General features: G+C 46.4%; 16 protein-coding genes. 7 read left to right on the top strand and 9 right to left on the bottom strand.

The genetic code is table 11. The annotated features are described in order from the left end of the window. Nucleotides 1-216 precede the first annotated feature (216 nt). A complete protein-coding gene (locus tag NQF64_RS08765; RefSeq protein ID WP_266107129.1) occupies nucleotides 217-516 on the top strand; it encodes a hypothetical protein in 300 nt (99 codons plus the stop codon). 292 nt (nucleotides 517-808) lie between these two features. Here NQF64_RS08765 and NQF64_RS08760 read toward each other — a convergent pair whose 3' ends face one another. Together NQF64_RS08760 and NQF64_RS08755 are read right to left on the bottom strand one after the other, a co-directional pair. Next, nucleotides 809-1,072 carry a hypothetical protein gene (locus NQF64_RS08760; RefSeq protein WP_099027240.1) on the bottom strand — a complete coding sequence of 88 codons (264 nt, stop codon included), beginning with the start codon at nucleotides 1,070-1,072 and terminating at the stop codon, nucleotides 809-811. 21 nt (nucleotides 1,073-1,093) lie between these two features. Continuing rightward, nucleotides 1,094-1,414 carry a hypothetical protein gene (locus NQF64_RS08755; protein WP_266107128.1) on the bottom strand — a complete coding sequence of 107 codons (321 nt, stop codon included), beginning with the start codon at nucleotides 1,412-1,414 and terminating at the stop codon, nucleotides 1,094-1,096. Between the two features lie 82 nt (nucleotides 1,415-1,496). On the opposite strand from NQF64_RS08755, the gene NQF64_RS08750 reads away from it, so the two are divergent. Then, complete coding sequence (locus tag NQF64_RS08750) at nucleotides 1,497-2,066, top strand: hydrolase (protein ID WP_266107127.1); 570 nt, start codon at nucleotides 1,497-1,499, stop codon at nucleotides 2,064-2,066. Nucleotides 2,067-2,144: 78 nt separating this feature from the next. Here NQF64_RS08750 and NQF64_RS08745 read toward each other — a convergent pair whose 3' ends face one another. The 7 genes from NQF64_RS08745 to NQF64_RS08715 all read right to left on the bottom strand — a co-directional run bounded on the left by NQF64_RS08745 (nucleotide 2,145) and on the right by NQF64_RS08715 (nucleotide 8,037). Next, complete coding sequence (locus NQF64_RS08745; RefSeq protein ID WP_266107126.1) at nucleotides 2,145-2,627, bottom strand: hypothetical protein; 483 nt, start codon at nucleotides 2,625-2,627, stop codon at nucleotides 2,145-2,147. Nucleotides 2,628-2,696: 69 nt separating this feature from the next. After that, nucleotides 2,697-3,254 (bottom strand): DsbA family protein, encoded by a 558-nt coding sequence (locus tag NQF64_RS08740; RefSeq protein ID WP_266107125.1) that lies wholly within the window; start codon nucleotides 3,252-3,254, stop codon nucleotides 2,697-2,699. Nucleotides 3,255-3,375: 121 nt separating this feature from the next. Continuing rightward, nucleotides 3,376-4,692, bottom strand: coding sequence for a DEAD/DEAH box helicase (locus NQF64_RS08735; protein ID WP_266107124.1), 1,317 nt, complete (start codon nucleotides 4,690-4,692; stop codon nucleotides 3,376-3,378). 168 nt (nucleotides 4,693-4,860) lie between these two features. Further along, a complete protein-coding gene (gene metW / locus NQF64_RS08730) occupies nucleotides 4,861-5,463 on the bottom strand; it encodes a methionine biosynthesis protein MetW (protein WP_099027273.1) in 603 nt (200 codons plus the stop codon). Continuing rightward, on the bottom strand, nucleotides 5,453-6,613 hold the full coding sequence (gene metX / locus NQF64_RS08725; RefSeq protein WP_266107123.1) for a homoserine O-acetyltransferase MetX: 1,161 nt from the start codon (nucleotides 6,611-6,613) through the stop codon (nucleotides 5,453-5,455). The genes metW and metX overlap by 11 nt, the downstream gene beginning before the upstream one ends. A 107-nt stretch (nucleotides 6,614-6,720) precedes the next feature. Continuing rightward, nucleotides 6,721-7,179, bottom strand: a complete 459-nt coding sequence (locus tag NQF64_RS08720) for a hypothetical protein (RefSeq protein WP_099027246.1) — start codon at nucleotides 7,177-7,179, stop codon at nucleotides 6,721-6,723. Nucleotides 7,180-7,440: 261 nt separating this feature from the next. After that, the gene (locus tag NQF64_RS08715) at nucleotides 7,441-8,037 is read right to left on the bottom strand and encodes an invasion associated locus B family protein (protein WP_099027247.1); all 597 of its coding nucleotides are present in this window, start codon (nucleotides 8,035-8,037) and stop codon (nucleotides 7,441-7,443) included. A 486-nt stretch (nucleotides 8,038-8,523) separates the two neighbouring features. Between NQF64_RS08715 and NQF64_RS08710 the strand changes: the two genes are divergently transcribed. From NQF64_RS08710 to NQF64_RS08690, 5 genes are all read left to right on the top strand, one after another. Beyond that, nucleotides 8,524-9,576: a hypothetical protein gene (locus NQF64_RS08710; protein ID WP_099027248.1), complete on the top strand. Its 1,053-nt coding sequence runs from the start codon at nucleotides 8,524-8,526 to the stop codon at nucleotides 9,574-9,576. A 118-nt stretch (nucleotides 9,577-9,694) separates the two neighbouring features. Then, nucleotides 9,695-10,765 (top strand): polysaccharide biosynthesis/export family protein, encoded by a 1,071-nt coding sequence (locus tag NQF64_RS08705; RefSeq protein ID WP_266107122.1) that lies wholly within the window; start codon nucleotides 9,695-9,697, stop codon nucleotides 10,763-10,765. Between the two features lie 228 nt (nucleotides 10,766-10,993). Then, nucleotides 10,994-11,209, top strand: a complete 216-nt coding sequence (locus NQF64_RS08700; RefSeq protein ID WP_099027250.1) for a hypothetical protein — start codon at nucleotides 10,994-10,996, stop codon at nucleotides 11,207-11,209. Further along, nucleotides 11,196-13,268 (top strand): glucans biosynthesis glucosyltransferase MdoH, encoded by a 2,073-nt coding sequence (gene mdoH, locus NQF64_RS08695; RefSeq protein WP_266107121.1) that lies wholly within the window; start codon nucleotides 11,196-11,198, stop codon nucleotides 13,266-13,268. Before NQF64_RS08700 ends, mdoH begins: the two co-directional genes overlap by 14 nt. A gap of 14 nt (nucleotides 13,269-13,282) precedes the next feature. Next, complete coding sequence (locus NQF64_RS08690; RefSeq protein WP_266107120.1) at nucleotides 13,283-14,734, top strand: GH39 family glycosyl hydrolase; 1,452 nt, start codon at nucleotides 13,283-13,285, stop codon at nucleotides 14,732-14,734. Nucleotides 14,735-14,758 lie beyond the last annotated feature (24 nt).

The raw sequence follows: 14,758 nt of genomic DNA, 5'->3' as shown, positions 1-14,758 counted from the left end.
TCATGCGCCGCACTTTCTACCATCATCCGCCCACCCGCTGCGGGGTCCCGTTGGACGGTCCCATACCGGCTGATGAACATCCTTGCCTTCAACATAGGCTGGGCGGCCAACCACCTGCCCAACAATCGGGCCAAGAACAGCAATGCACGGGACTCCCCGCCGCATTGACTAAACCCTCACCAACCAACACTCACTAAAATTGAACAGGAGCCTATCATGGCCGATACAACCCCCTCCCTCTCCGCCCTCATCGCCGCCGGCGAGAGCGTGTTCACCGCAGCAACAGGCAAAAGCTCCGCAAATGTGGATAAAGTCACGGCGGGGCTAACGTCCGTTGCAGATGGGTCGCTGCCATTTCTGGAAAACAAGGTCAAATTCGACCTCGGTAAGGTCATCGCAGGCGCAACCGCTATCCTCACCGGCACGGCCCTAGTGCTATCTGGGTTGAAAAAACGGGATAGCACTACAGCTACAGAAACGCCTAGCACCACGTCCCACACCGGCGGCGTGGGCTGAATAGATGGGCGGGCTGGACTCAGGTCCGGCCCTCATTTTTTACGGGAAAAATTAACACATCCTCTTAATACACCCTCAAAGCCCTTTTCCTCACCCTACAAAAATGCGGGTAATAATGAGGGTAACAGAATATTCATTACAGAAGATGTATAATATTTTCAGTGTATTTTTACACCATTTTGTATTCCACCCCATCCGCCACGAGCCATGTAAGGTCGTCCTTACAAAGACGGCTCATCTCCCTATAATAGAAGACGAGCCGTTGCGTTTTGTAAGGGTAGTCGGCACGTTTTCAGCCGCGATGGTCGTACTGGGCGCGCTCTCCAAGCTTGGTGATCTGTGCGGCCTCTAGCCCTTCTGGGTTATGCTGAGCCTTTTTAGCAATCTCGCGCTCTGCCTCTGTCGCATGCTCACCAGTTTTGAGAACGTGATGAGCAAGCTCCAACACTTCATCCTTTGTAAGCAGTTTTGGCGAATGAATTGCCTTGCGGGCGAGCTCATGCAGAGAGCTGCTAGCATGGGGGGCTTTATGCTCATGTGATGATGTATGTGGCATATCCCTAACCTTTCTTTCCTCTCACTTAAGACGCTTCATCGCCTCCCCTTCACGGTGGGGCCTATGCTGCCATGGCACAAGCGCAGCCCTTGCAAGACTGATATGCCCCCGCTGGTCATTCTCAGATAAGCCAGAATCGTCATTGTGTGAATCTACCGTCCCTGCGTAATGGCCTATGCCATCTTGCACGCTGCTCATTACCTCCAAATGTGCCTCGGGATCAGCACTGCCCTCATAGCGTATCGTATGGGCCCGCGCGAAACTCGGCATCCCTATCACGCCCAACCATCCTATCACCAGCAGAAGACCAATATAGTGCATCTCATCCTCCATAAGGCTCATGGCCCCTTCTTTTTATAGCTTTCTCTTGCTGCGCCTCCTCAACATGAATTACCACTTAACCCTTCGTAATTAGGAGGCCTCTATGCCACATACGCTTGACCCTCACCGCACAGCCCTTATCCTCATCGACCTCCAAGAAGGCATTGTCTCCCTGCCCACAGCACCACGCAGCGGGGCTGAAGTCGTAGCTGCGAGCAAGATAGTCGCGGAGCGTTTCCGCCACGCTGGAGCAATGGTTGTGCTGGTTAATGTCGCCTTTGCTGCTGATGGAAAAGATGCTCTATCCGCCCCTGTCGATAAGCCTTTGCATGACCCCAATACATCTCTACCCGCTCATTGGGCGGAACTCGTCCCCGATTTGGCACGGGAGGGAGACCTCCGCGTTACAAAACATCAATGGGGCGCGTTTTATGGAACCGATTTAGACCTCCAACTACGTCGGCGAGGGATAAACACTATCGTACTGGGCGGAATCGCTACCAATATGGGCGTGGAATCCACCGCCCGCGCCGCGCATGAACACGGCTATCACGTCATTATCCTAGAGGACCTCACCGCGGGGCTGGATGAGGAGATGCATCATTTTGCTTTCCAGCGGCTTTTCCCGCATCTGGCGCGCATTCGCCAAAGCAATGAGATTCAATTTCCCTAGGCTTCATCCTGGCACATAAAAAACAGCCTTCCTCACATCTTGAAGAAGGCTGCCACGCACTATGAATCGGCATAAAGGTCAGTGAGGCAGGCGATGAAGCAGAATCAAAGCACCTGCCTGCCGGTCTGCGTCAGACAGTGGGGCATCCCCATCAGTCCCATCCCGCTCTATGCTTCCAAGATAGCTGCCAGCCCCTCCCCTTATGGTTCCATCCTTCTCAATACGTCCAGCATAGCTACCGCCTTCACCTCTTACGGTTCCATCCTCCTCGATATTCCCAACATAGCTACCGCCTTCGCCTCTTATGGTTCCATCCTTCTCGATATTCCCGGCATAGCTGCCACCTTCTCCCCTTATGGTTCCATCCTTCTCGATATTCCCGGCATAGCTGCCACCGGGCCCCCGTATAACGCTGATCTGCTGTACATGCCCCAAAGGCACGGACTGACCATCATATGCGCCAGCAACACCCGGCATACCGGCAACACCCAGCCACCCCATCACCACTAAAATACCGGTGTAATTCATCACAAACCGCCTTAAATGAAAAATCTTTTCCATATGCCTCACTACACCGTATCTCGTGGCAACTGCGTTACAACGCCATGAAGACGCCGTAACCATGCTAGCTCACTTCAAAAAAGCCGCCCATTCCTCCACCGATTGCCCGCTTTGGAAACGCTCATCCAACGTGCCATTCAGCATAAAACTTGGTGAGACATGAATCTTATTGTGCCGTGCATAACGTGTATGGGCTTTAATAGCCTCCGTCACGCTTGCTAGACGGAATGGCACCGCAAGATTAAGTCGCGTATAGACCTCTAGCCGCTCTAACAATTCTTCCGGCGTGGTGTGCATATTCGCGCCCTCATAATGATGAGCGAACTCGAACTCCTCACGATGATCCCCCACACTCCGCAACGTTTGCCACGCTTTATCGCGCCCCTCTGGCAATGCAGCCGCAGCCAAAATGCAGCGCGTCACCACGCCAGAGAAGAGATGCCACGGTTGGGAATGGAGATAAATATGCAGTGTCATAGCCTCCTCCCCTACATGGGCTAAGAGGGGCATTAACTTGCGTGAGGCCCGCACACAAAAGGGGCATGTTGGCTCTAAAAAGACCTCTAATTTTTTCGGCCCATGGCCCCAGATAAGCTCTGCGGGTTTATGCGTCTCTTGTGCTGGCATAATCTGATGCTCCTTAGCTTTACCCCTATGACCTCCCCCTAACGTAGGGTGCACCCCCATAGCAAAACAGCCCCGCATAAAACGGGGCTGCCACGCATAACACACATAACCACAAAGCTTTTTAGGACGACCGCCGCCCGCGTGAACGCCCTGCCCCACCACGACCAGAGGAGGATGGACGGGTAGACGCCGCCCGTGGGCTGCGACCACGGCCCCCACCGGATGAGCCACCACGGCCACGACCACCGCGCCCACGGCCTCCCCCTAAAACAGGCGGCGGCAATGTGGAGTTCTGCGCGTCATCAGAATGGTAAGGATGGTCCGTAATCACAGGCACAGCCTTGCTGATGCGCTTCTCAATCTCTTTTAACCATGCACGCTGCTCTGCCTCACAAAGGGATACAGCCCAACCCTCACGACCGGCACGCGCTGTACGGCCAATGCGATGGACGTAAGCCTCTGGCACATTCGGCAAATCGTAATTAAAGACGTGAGAAACCTCATCCACATCAATACCGCGCGCGGCAATATCTGTGGCGACTAACACGCGGACACTCCCATCCCGAAAGCCTTGCATGGCACGCTCACGTGCCCCTTGGGACTTATTGCCATGAATCGCCGCTGCGGGAATCCCATGCTTACTGAGATATTCTGCCACTTTATTGGCTTCATGCTTCATCAGCGTAAAGACAACAGCCCGCACGACACGGTCATTATTGACCAACATCATCAAAGCTTCTTTCTTTTGAGCTGAATCGACAAATAGAACCGCCTGACGAATACGATCCACCGTGCTGGATTCCGGCGTGACTTGCACCGTCTCGGGCTCATGCAGCAAAGAATGCGCTAAGTCACGAATAGAGGCTGGCATAGTCGCGGAAAAAAGGAGCGTCTGCCGTTTTTCTGGCAAGCGCGCTACAATCTTACGAATATCATGCACAAAGCCCATATCCAACATACGGTCTGCTTCATCCAGCACGACAATCTCCGGTGTGGAGAGGTCGATATGGCCTTGCCCTACAAGGTCCAACAAACGCCCCGGGGCAGCGATGAGGACATCTACGCCGCGTTTCATCGCTTCGACCTGACGATTCTGCCCAACACCACCAAAAATCACAGCGTAAGAGAACTTCATATGCCGCGCATAGGCCGCAAAATTATCGCCTATCTGCGCCACTAGTTCCCGCGTAGGGGCCAGCACCAACACACGCGCCCCGCGCGGGGTCGCTTTGCGAGGCGTCTCCAATAAATAATGCAAAATCGGCAAAGCAAATGCTGCCGTTTTGCCCGTCCCCGTCTGCGCAAGGCCTAAAAGGTCTCGTCCCTTTAACAGATGAGGGATCGCCCCCGCCTGAATCGGCGTTGGTGTCTTATAGCCCTCTTCATCTAAAGCCTGCAAAATGGGGGCTGCCAAACCGAGCGTGTTAAAACTGCTCATGATGTTTCCTTAAAAACCGGCGTTATTCCAGCATCCATCTGGCAACACCGCATAAAACGGACGCCTAAAACACACACTCTTAAAGGAGTGTTATCTCGTCCCCCTCTAAATAGGACTATTTTTGTCTTATAACAAGAGAAAAATATTTTCCTCCCATCTAGGCGCTTTTCATCTCCCTTTTTGCAGAAGAAACAAAGCTTGTTCGCCCAACAAATTTGCCAAATGAGGTGACCGCTCCGCCACGCGTGACCGCTTATCCCCATTTACAACCATCCAATTCCGCACCGCATACCCATCCTCAGCACATAAAGCGAAAAAGTCATAAATCGTACAAGGATGGATGTTGGATGTCTCATACCACGGGGTTGGCCAAACCGCCGTCATGGGCATACGCCCTGTGCGCATTAAATGCCAACGCAAACGCCAATGCCCAAAATTGGGGAAGGAGACCAAAGCTGATCGCCCAATCCGTAACATATGCCGCAAAACCTCACGCGGACGCTCCACCGCTTGAAGGGTGCGCTGTAGGACAACATAGTCAAATGTATCTTCTGGATAATCCGCCAAAACTTCATCCGCATCCCCGTGCATAACGGGCAAGCCATGCGCAACGGACTGAGTCACGGCCTTCATATCCAGCTCTAAGCCTTGGGCATCACAGCCTTTTTGGCGGGAGAGATAGTCAATCAAGCTGCCATCCCCGCTCCCAATATCCAGTACCCGACTCTGCGGTGCGACCATAGTCGCAATCAATTCTTGATCAAACCGCATGATCATCCCTCCCCTCTGGTAAGCCCGCATGACGTGCCGCGCCGTTTAAAAACCCGCGCACTGTACGATCAAAATCCGGCTCTTCTAGCAGAAAGGCATCATGGCCACGGTCGCTCTCAATCTCCACAAAAGAGACATGTCCCCCTGCCTGATTAATCGCCCGCGCCAACATTCTTGATTGTGCCGTGGGAAACAGCCAATCCGAACTAAAGGACACAACACAAAAACGCGTCCGCACCTGCTGAAAAGCTGCCGCTAAATTACCCCCATGCTCACTGCCGAGATCGAAGAAATCCATCGCGCGGGAAATTGTCAGGTAAGAATGTGCATCAAACCGCCGTGTGAAATTAGAGCCTTGATATTGCAGATAACTTTCGACCTGAAACATCCCCCCAAACGGTAACGCTGCTAAAGGCGAATTGGGGGCGGGCATTGTTCCTGGCCGTATTTCCCTCCCAAACTTCCGCGTTAGAGCTTCTTCTGAGAGATAAGTAATATGCCCCACCATACGCGCTACAGCCAAACCGCGCGCTGGGATAACCCCATGAGCTTGATAATCTCCCCCATGCCAATCGGGGTCCGCATAAATTGCCTGCCGGCTGACCTCATTAAACGCAATATTCTGCGCCGATTGGAAGGGAGAGGTCGCAATCGGCATAGCTGCAAAAACACGCTCAGCGTAATCTGTAGCCCATGTGAGGGTTTGCATCCCCCCCATCGATCCTCCAATAACGGCAAATAATTGCTCAATGCCGAAGTGATCAATCACCTTCACCTGAGCCGCCACAATGTCGTGCATTGTGATAGGGGGAAAATCCTTCCCCCATGGTTTGTCCGTCCCCGCCCGCATAGTCGTGGGGCCGGTCGTCCCCATGCAGCCCCCTAAGACATTGGTACAGATGACAAAAAAACGCTCTGTATCAATCGGCAAGCCGGGGCCAACCATACGCGACCACCAGCCCGGCTTCCCCGTAACAGGGTGCGGGCTGGCGACAAACTGGTCTCCCGTAAAAGCATGGCAAATGACAATCGCATTATCCCGCTTTGGCGAGAGCGTACCATAAGTTTGATAGGCCACCTCCAGCGGAGCAATAACCTCCCCACATTGGAGGGGCATCCCGTTTGGAAAGATGATGGACTGAACTTCCACTCTAAGGCTCCGGCCGCTTGTGACAAAGAGCCTGTATAGAAGCACCGCCCCCGCCCCCGTTTCAAGCTAGAATACGCCGCCTTAAGCACATTCGACAGCTATATCTATTACTCAGCGGCTTCCATCAGTGCAGGGTAATTATCTTGCGCCAAAGCAGGCATGGGCATTTTAACCATATTCCCCTTACTCGCTTCCCGTTTTGGCAACCAATACCCATACGCTGCCAGAGCCTGACCGAGATGCATCAACGCCTCCCCTAACGCTGTATGAATGGTTTGCTCCTCTGGCATATTCTGCATCTCTGCAAGAAGGTCTAACAAATGAGACTCCGTTGCTGAGTATTCTAAAGACGGCATTGCACAAACCGCCTGGAGGAACAAAGGCCGAAACTGCTCCTGCAAAAGCTCCGCCTCTTGTCCTACTAACCCCGCTAAAGATTTAGAACGCCGCCAGCAACGCGGCCCCAATAAATAACGCAGGGCCCATAAGGCGGTCTGCTCCTCCCGTACTAATGTGCTCATGGGCATACCGTATGTGCCGTGCTGTTCTACGATCTGGCCGATCATGGGACCTCTCCCTCTCTCTGCGAATTGCTTCAAGAATGACGTTAGATGAGAACTCTTATCAGTTGCAACAAGAAGATAATGCTTCACACCTCACTCTGCCCCTAATACGAGCCAAAAAAGGGAGAAAACTGCCAATTATAGCTATTATTAATTTTTCTTATAAAGTGGCGAATCAGAATGAGGAATCACCACATAATGTGATAAAAATGCAAAATTACCACTATATGTAGTCCTCTTTTTCGCGCGCCTCTCTTAATAACTCTATTGGCGAAATGGTGGTTTTTGAATCCAACCATCTAATTGCTGCATTGCCGCATCAGAGCCATCAAGGGCAAAGTTAATCGTCAACGTGCCTCGTCCCACCTTATCCACCACGATATGACCCGTTTTCCCTGTTTTTAATTGGGCAACTTGCTCTGTAGAAAGATCCAACGAAGCCATACATCCCGATGCAACACAGGACTGCCATTGCAACGTCATCGGAACATTATCATCTAACGTGACACGCACATTTCTTTTAAGAGAGAGCGCAAGCGGTACCATGGTTGTTAACCGCCATGGCCGACCTATAAGCGGATCATTCATCACACTCTCTGTTGCGCGCGCTAAGATTACAGCCCCCAACGACTCTGTTTTTCCTTTATTCCCCTGCATCACCAAAGTCTGCTGCATCAGACAGACTTGAGGGCCTTGTGCTGGATTGATCGCAGGGAACACACAGCGATACATCCACCCCCCTGCCGAACCAGAAATGACAACCGGTGCCGTTTGCCCACCCTCAACAGCTCTAGCAATCGGGGACACTATCGCTCCACCAATCAAACAAAGAAGCACCAATATGCCGCAAGATGTTTTCATCCCTTCCTCCCGTCAAAATATGAGACTACTACCCACGCCACAATAAAATTATCAGATACACTTTTAGTCTATTACAAAACACATAGAAAATAATCAAATCATCAATCAACTCTATCAATAAAATACAATCAAAATAGAAAGAATACTAAATTCATACCCCAGCAATACCATTTCATATAAAATATGATACAAAATACCATTTTAAAATTATTCAATAAATATGAAGTATTCATAAAATATTAAAAATTATTATGAGATAATACTTTTCCATATATCACACATATACCCCTTATTATTATGAGAAAAATACAAACAAAAATCTCAAATATTTAACTTTAATTAATATTTTTTAAATTTTTTACATAAGAAATTTTCTCGGAAAAGGTTTCTCGGATTTTTATTCCTTAAGATTTAATTAAAAATATATTGCATAATAATTTATAATAAGTTAACAGCATCCCATCCGTGAAAAGTTGAGAAAGCCCCGTGGAAACAAGAACGATTTTTTACAAGAAGAAGCTCTTCTGGTGGGTATGCGGTGGGCCATCGCTCATTGCTGCCGTTTATTTATTTGTCTGGGCCACCCCACGCTACGAAAGTACAGCCATCCTCCGCGTTTATGAGGCAGGGGGGCAAGAGACGTCCGGCGGTAGCGCCGCTACAGAAGGTCTCGGCGGTAGTATGGCCTCGCCTGGCGCTTATGTTCTTACACAATACATCGCCAGTTGGGATGCTTTCCAAGCGCTGCACCCCGAACGTTTAAAAGAGCACTGGCAGAATGGAGATTGGCCTTCTTCCTTTGGGGGGCCTCTCACTCTGTTTTCATCCAATCAAATGCGGCTTTGGGAATATTACAAGAAACATGTCACCGCTCAACTTGATGATATTTCTGGGTTGGTTACTATCAATGTCGATGGATATTCATCTGATTTCTCATGGACACTCAATAAAGACCTCTTAGAGCTTGCACGGAAAGAACTTGCAGAGAGCGGAATTAAATCAGATCAAGCGGAGCATAATATGCTCCTCCAAAAAATTGATCTCGATAAAAACAGCTTAAGTGCCGATTTGGGCAAAATCGCTAAATTACAAAAAGAAGCAGGCATCTCGGACCTAAAGGGAGATTATCAAGTCGTTCTCAATAGTCTTGCTGCTGCCGAGAAGGAACGTATTTCCGTCGATACCCGTGCCGCCGCTACAGAGTTTCTCGCTGCCCGGGGACAACAAATTGAGGCCTTGAGAATTCAACTTGCCGCCCTCGATAAAGAAATCGAGCATCAGCGAAATGATATTGCCCAAAAATCAGCTATTTACAAAGAATATGGGCGTATTGAAGCCCAAGCTGAGCAAGACACCAAACTCATTATGCTTGATGAAGAAAGTTTACTTGAAAATGAAAGGAATGCCGTACGTCATGCTTATTACATAGACATCATTGAAAACCCTATCCACCCAACCAACGCAACCCGACCACGCGCCCTAATGTGGACACTCATTATTTTGGCATGTTCCTTTGCCATATACCTCATCATTAAGTGAGATGATTATGCTTGGCTACCTTGTCACTCCCCCTAAGATCCATCCCTTAAATACAAAGAGCGTAAAAACAGTAGCACTATCTGTAGCTCTCCTACTCTCAACCTCTGCGTGTGCGTTTATGCCCTCAGTCGGCCCTCATGCAGATTACATCGAAACTCAATCTGAAAATCATGAAGCCCCTCCCCTTATCGACGTTGATATCCAACTCGCGCAAACGCTCGCAAAAACAGTCAATATGAACGAAGCGCGCCAAGAAGGTGATCTTCTCTCTGCACTCAACATACCCTTTTCACGACTTCCCGAAACCAGAATTGCCCCGGGTGATCAACTAAGAATAACCATCTGGACGCAAGGCGGAGGACAAGCCGCCGCATCTGAATCAAGCGAAAACACCTCCCCTGGGTCTATTTCGCCTGCTCAGTCCAAAATAGGGGTCTATTCAGTTAATAAAGAAGGTAAAGTTGACATCCCCTATGCAGGTTTTGTTGACATTAAAAATACAACACCTCATCAGGCACAAAATATTATTCGGTCTCGTTTAACTGCGACCCGTTTATTTGAAAGTGTCGAGGTATCTCTGCAATTTGACGTAAACCATGGTCAAAATATTATCGTGATGGGGGCAGTCAATAAACCCACCATTATTAACTGGAATGATGGCGGGGTCTCTCTTGTAGAAGCTATTGCCCAAGCCGGGGGGTATGTCGTGGGTGAGCCTTTGCACGGCAGTGATTTAGGTATGAATATTCTCCTCGCCCGTGCAGGACATGAATATGATATCCCCCTAAGAACAGCCTTATTACATACCATTCAGTTACAACCGGGCGATAAAATTGCTCTACAGCACAAACCCAGCGTACGTGTCCTCTGCCTGGGGGCAGGATGGGCCGCTCCACGCATGAGCGCATTTTCACAAACGCCTACTCTATCGCAAGTTATGGCGTCCGTTAATGGGTTAAACCCCCAAACAGCACAAGGGCGAGCGATCTTCATCCTAAAAAAAGATCAGTCCATTATGTTTAGGGTTAATTTTGATCGTGTTGAAGGCATGGAAGCCTCTCAAATTATGCCAATTGAAGATGGAGACATGGTGTACGCCCCCGTATCACGCTCTGTCACAATGCAACAAGTGCTCGGTATGTTCATGTTTATTGCTGGGCAAGGTATGTCAGCCGCCGCTGTTAGATAAAAACGACTATTTACGAGCATAGGTTCTATAAAGGGCAAATGCTCGTAAATATAAATACAACCAAAGGTTGAAATTACTCTCACTTCTAGCTGATCACGGAGCAAAGATTCTTAATTTTAAGTATATTTAATTAATAAATTATTGAATTTTCATACTCTATCCGTTAATAAATACGAAACTGTTAATTCTTTATTAAGAATTACCTCATCAGAATAGGAACGAAAAGCCATGCCTGCTTCACTGGACAATCACGCCTCCTCTCTTCTTACCTCATCCGCTCAAGATATGCCTATCTCAACAGCCGAATGGGATTTACTGAAAAGAAAGGCCTTGGAAGAGTTTGCTGACAGAAAAGCCCCGTCTATCGCTTTCACTCGTTTTTCGCAGCACGATAATTCAAATATTTCCATAAAGGAGAAGGTACTACTGCATGTTGTTTTCTAACAAAAACATCATGAAAAATAAAACGCAATACTGGAAACTGGCAAGCCGTAGAAGAACCCTTCTTATACGATCCCTGACTTTTATTTTTAATAGTTTCTCTACGGCCGTATTGTTGTTCTTTTTATTGATGTATCATTTTCCTGTATATTTTATTATCCCTTTTGCCGCGTGTAGTTTCCTTCTCGGCTTTATCGCCTCCTCATATTTTATTGCTATGTGGTTCGGTCTATATGCCTCCCTTCGTGGCCCAAAGAAAGACCCCTACGACCCTTCTCATAATCAAAAAGACCTAGATGATAACACGCTTGTTGCACTTGTATTCCCCATTTACCATGAAGATGTTCGACGCATTGGTGCCGCGCTCGGAGCAATGATCGAAGACCTCAGACAATATAAAGAATATAAAAATTTTGAGTATGTAATACTATCTGACAGCCGCGATGAGAATATCATTTACCAAGAGAATTATATTTTTCATCTTTTAAAAGAAGATTATCCAGATGCACGAATTATTTACAGGCATAGAATTTCCAACATTGATGCTAAGATCGGCAATACGTCTGACTTCATCATGCGCTGGGGAGAAAGATATAAATTTATGGTAATGCTTGATGCCGATAGTCTAGTCCCTGGGGAAACCCTATCACAAATGGCGCGCATTATCGAAGGTAATGATAAAATTGGCATTATACAAACTACCTACTACGGTATTATGACGCGTACCCTATATGCTAGACTGCAAAGCTTTGGTTCTGTTTTCGGCGTATTAGTAAGTTTTTACGGTCAATATTACTTCAGAATGGGTCGAGGTCAGTATTTTGGACATAATGCCATCCTTCGCGTGGAAACCTTTAAAAAATTTGCAGCTCTTCCTCGATTTGAAGCTAGAGCCCCTTTTCCTGCGGGACGCCCTTTGTCTCATGATTTTGTCGAAGCTGCGTTTTTTGAAGGAGCAGGTTACGAAGTCTGGTTATTACCTTATTTAGAAAGCTTTGAAGACCAATTAACTAACCTTGTAGATGACATGAAACGAGAAACACGCTGGATGTATGGGGCGTTATTCTGGCTTCGTGTCTTCCGTATGAAACGCCTATCCAATGAGGGCATGAAGCATCTTTTTATTTCCTCTTTACACTATTTCAACGCATGGATCGGCATTGTTTTTTATGTATGCAGTATATTAGGCATGATATATGTTCTTAAACATCCTATTCATTCATACATGCTGCGGGAGAAATTCAGCTTATTATTCGACACCTCCCTCTTTTTATTCTTTTTTGCATTTTTTGCGCGTTTTTCTGTTTATCTTCTCTATTTCTATAAAAAGAACCAACTATCTGGTTTTGGCGGTTTCTCCAAACTGTTAGTCTCTTATATACTCTCCATTATTTTCGGTATGGCTATTGCACCAATTACCATGATGCAAATATCAAAATTTCTTTTTTATTGGATAAAAGGCCGAAAAATACAATGGGGAGAACAAAATAGAGAGGACCGTTCATTATCATTTAGAGAGGTATTCGAGCATTTTTTCTCCGTATCGTTGTTCGGGTTGTCTCTTACATATATTGTATTGACGTATATTTTACCCCTTGCAACACCTCATACAATGAAAATACTTCATATGTCTAAAGTATGGCTTTGGGTTTGGTATATTCCTGCTTTATCTGGGCTGGTTTTTGCTCCATTTATTATTCGAACAACAAGCCAAAGATTTCCATGGATGGAAAAAATGGGATGGTTTAGTACCCCTTTTGAGACTAATGAACCTTTTGTCGTAAAACGAACAAGAGTTATAAAGGAACGCTATGATTCTATTGTTCCTGAAAGCTTAAAATTTGAAGAGTCTCTATCTAATTCCTGGTTTTTCTTTAGGCATTACGCATCCATTACATCGCGTCCACAAAAATTCTTTTTCTGGAAGGACAAACTTTCTCAACGGCCATTTGCGCAATTAACACGTCAGGAGAAACTACTTATCTTTCGCTGCCGCGAATTATGGGAATATTTCTTCCTGAAAAAAAATAAGCTATTGGCCTCAGACACGGAAACATTCTAGCAGGTTAAAGAAGAATGCTTACAAAACGCAGTTTTTTAATGAGTTGCATAACCGCTCTTCTCCCTAAACCTTCCTGGGGAGACGTTACTCTCAACAAACAATCAGAACATATTCTTATTTCGACACAAAAATCCCCTTTTCCACCTTATTGGAAGGAATGTGTAGGTTCAGGCAGAGCAATCCAGGCCTTACGAAAAGAATGGTTGGATGATTTAAAATTCATTAAACAGACATGTGGTTTTAAATCAGTTAGATTTCACGGCTTGTTAAATGATGAAGTAGGTTTGTGTAGAGATACGTGTAATGGGGAATATAATTTAAATTATCTATACATTGATCATATCTTCGATAGTATTATTGACTTGGGTATGAAACCTTTCGTGGAAATAAGTTTCATGCCTTCTCCACTTCGTAGTGGGAATGATACAATTTTTTGGTATAAAGCAAACACATCACCACCCAAAGACCCAAAAGAATGGTCTCACTTAATAAAAAACCTCATTGAACATCTAATAAATCGCTATGGTATTTATGAAATAAAATCATGGAAATTTGAAGTATGGAATGAGCCTAATATCAATTTTTGGAGCAAAGATCAAAGAAGTTACTTTCTCTTGTTTGAAGAGACATATAAAGCAATCAAATCTGTCAACCCAGATATTGCCGTAGGTGGTCCAGCGACTGCACAAATGGGCTGGTTATCCGACTTTCTAACATTTTGCCAACAAGCAAATATTCGACCTGATTTTCTTTCCTCTCATGTTTATGACCATGATCCTCAAGAAAAAATTTTCGACAAACCTGTGCATTACGCATTTTCTGAAGTAATTCCAAAAGCCATTCAATATGCTAAACAAAAAATCTCTGCTTCTTCTCGTCCTAATATTCCTCTTTATATCACGGAATGGACGTCACAAAATCCGGCCTACATATTAAAAATGATATATGAATGCGCTGGTCAAATCGACATATTCTCTTATTGGACCTTTAACACACTGATAGAAGAAAATGGTCCCGTACCTGGATTCAACCAAAGTTATTTTGGATTGTTAGATTTTGGCTCTCTTCCAAGGCCCTCTTTTCATGCATTCTTTTTCCTCAATAAACTCTCTCCTAATAAACTTAATACAAATAGTAAATCTATTCTCGCCACAGAAGACGAAAAAGGAAGGATTTTATCCGTAGTTTGGAATTATCAAGATGATGATAAAACAGAAAAGGAATACACCATAACCCTTACTAAGACATATTCATCCGTTCTGATTACTTATTATGATCCCCAAACTGATCCAATACTAACACTTTGGCATAAAATGGGATCTCCCCCTTCGCCCACTCATCATGAATATAACGTATTACAGAATAGTTCGTTAAGTTACAGCACATTCTCTTATCGTTTAACTCGACAAAACTCCTTTTCGTTCTCATTACCTCCGAATGCAATTGCCTTCATTGAAATTGAGTAAATCCCCAATTTTTGGTATTTTCTG

It is taken from the genome of Bombella saccharophila, assembly GCF_026385475.1.
GTDB lineage: Bacteria > Pseudomonadota > Alphaproteobacteria > Acetobacterales > Acetobacteraceae > Bombella > Bombella saccharophila.
The sequence above is the reverse complement of the archived record's forward strand: the minus strand, read 5'-3'. Positions and strand labels throughout refer to the sequence as shown.

What these genes read in the sequence shown, in the direction of transcription:
- NQF64_RS08765 (WP_266107129.1), top strand. Translation starts at nt 217, where the DNA reads ATGGCCGATACAACCCCCTCCCTCTCCGCCCTCATCGCCGCCGGCGAG.
- NQF64_RS08760 (WP_099027240.1), bottom strand. Translation starts at nt 1,072, where the DNA reads ATGCCACATACATCATCACATGAGCATAAAGCCCCCCATGCTAGCAGC.
- NQF64_RS08755 (WP_266107128.1), bottom strand. Translation starts at nt 1,414, where the DNA reads ATGAGCCTTATGGAGGATGAGATGCACTATATTGGTCTTCTGCTGGTG.
- NQF64_RS08750 (WP_266107127.1), top strand. Translation starts at nt 1,497, where the DNA reads ATGCCACATACGCTTGACCCTCACCGCACAGCCCTTATCCTCATCGAC.
- NQF64_RS08745 (WP_266107126.1), bottom strand. Translation starts at nt 2,627, where the DNA reads ATGGAAAAGATTTTTCATTTAAGGCGGTTTGTGATGAATTACACCGGT.
- NQF64_RS08740 (WP_266107125.1), bottom strand. Translation starts at nt 3,254, where the DNA reads ATGCCAGCACAAGAGACGCATAAACCCGCAGAGCTTATCTGGGGCCAT.
- NQF64_RS08735 (WP_266107124.1), bottom strand. Translation starts at nt 4,692, where the DNA reads ATGAGCAGTTTTAACACGCTCGGTTTGGCAGCCCCCATTTTGCAGGCT.
- metW (WP_099027273.1), bottom strand. Translation starts at nt 5,463, where the DNA reads ATGCGGTTTGATCAAGAATTGATTGCGACTATGGTCGCACCGCAGAGT.
- NQF64_RS08720 (WP_099027246.1), bottom strand. Translation starts at nt 7,179, where the DNA reads ATGATCGGCCAGATCGTAGAACAGCACGGCACATACGGTATGCCCATG.
- NQF64_RS08715 (WP_099027247.1), bottom strand. Translation starts at nt 8,037, where the DNA reads ATGAAAACATCTTGCGGCATATTGGTGCTTCTTTGTTTGATTGGTGGA.
- NQF64_RS08705 (WP_266107122.1), top strand. Translation starts at nt 9,695, where the DNA reads ATGCCCTCAGTCGGCCCTCATGCAGATTACATCGAAACTCAATCTGAA.
- NQF64_RS08700 (WP_099027250.1), top strand. Translation starts at nt 10,994, where the DNA reads ATGCCTGCTTCACTGGACAATCACGCCTCCTCTCTTCTTACCTCATCC.
- mdoH (WP_266107121.1), top strand. Translation starts at nt 11,196, where the DNA reads ATGTTGTTTTCTAACAAAAACATCATGAAAAATAAAACGCAATACTGG.
- NQF64_RS08690 (WP_266107120.1), top strand. Translation starts at nt 13,283, where the DNA reads ATGCTTACAAAACGCAGTTTTTTAATGAGTTGCATAACCGCTCTTCTC.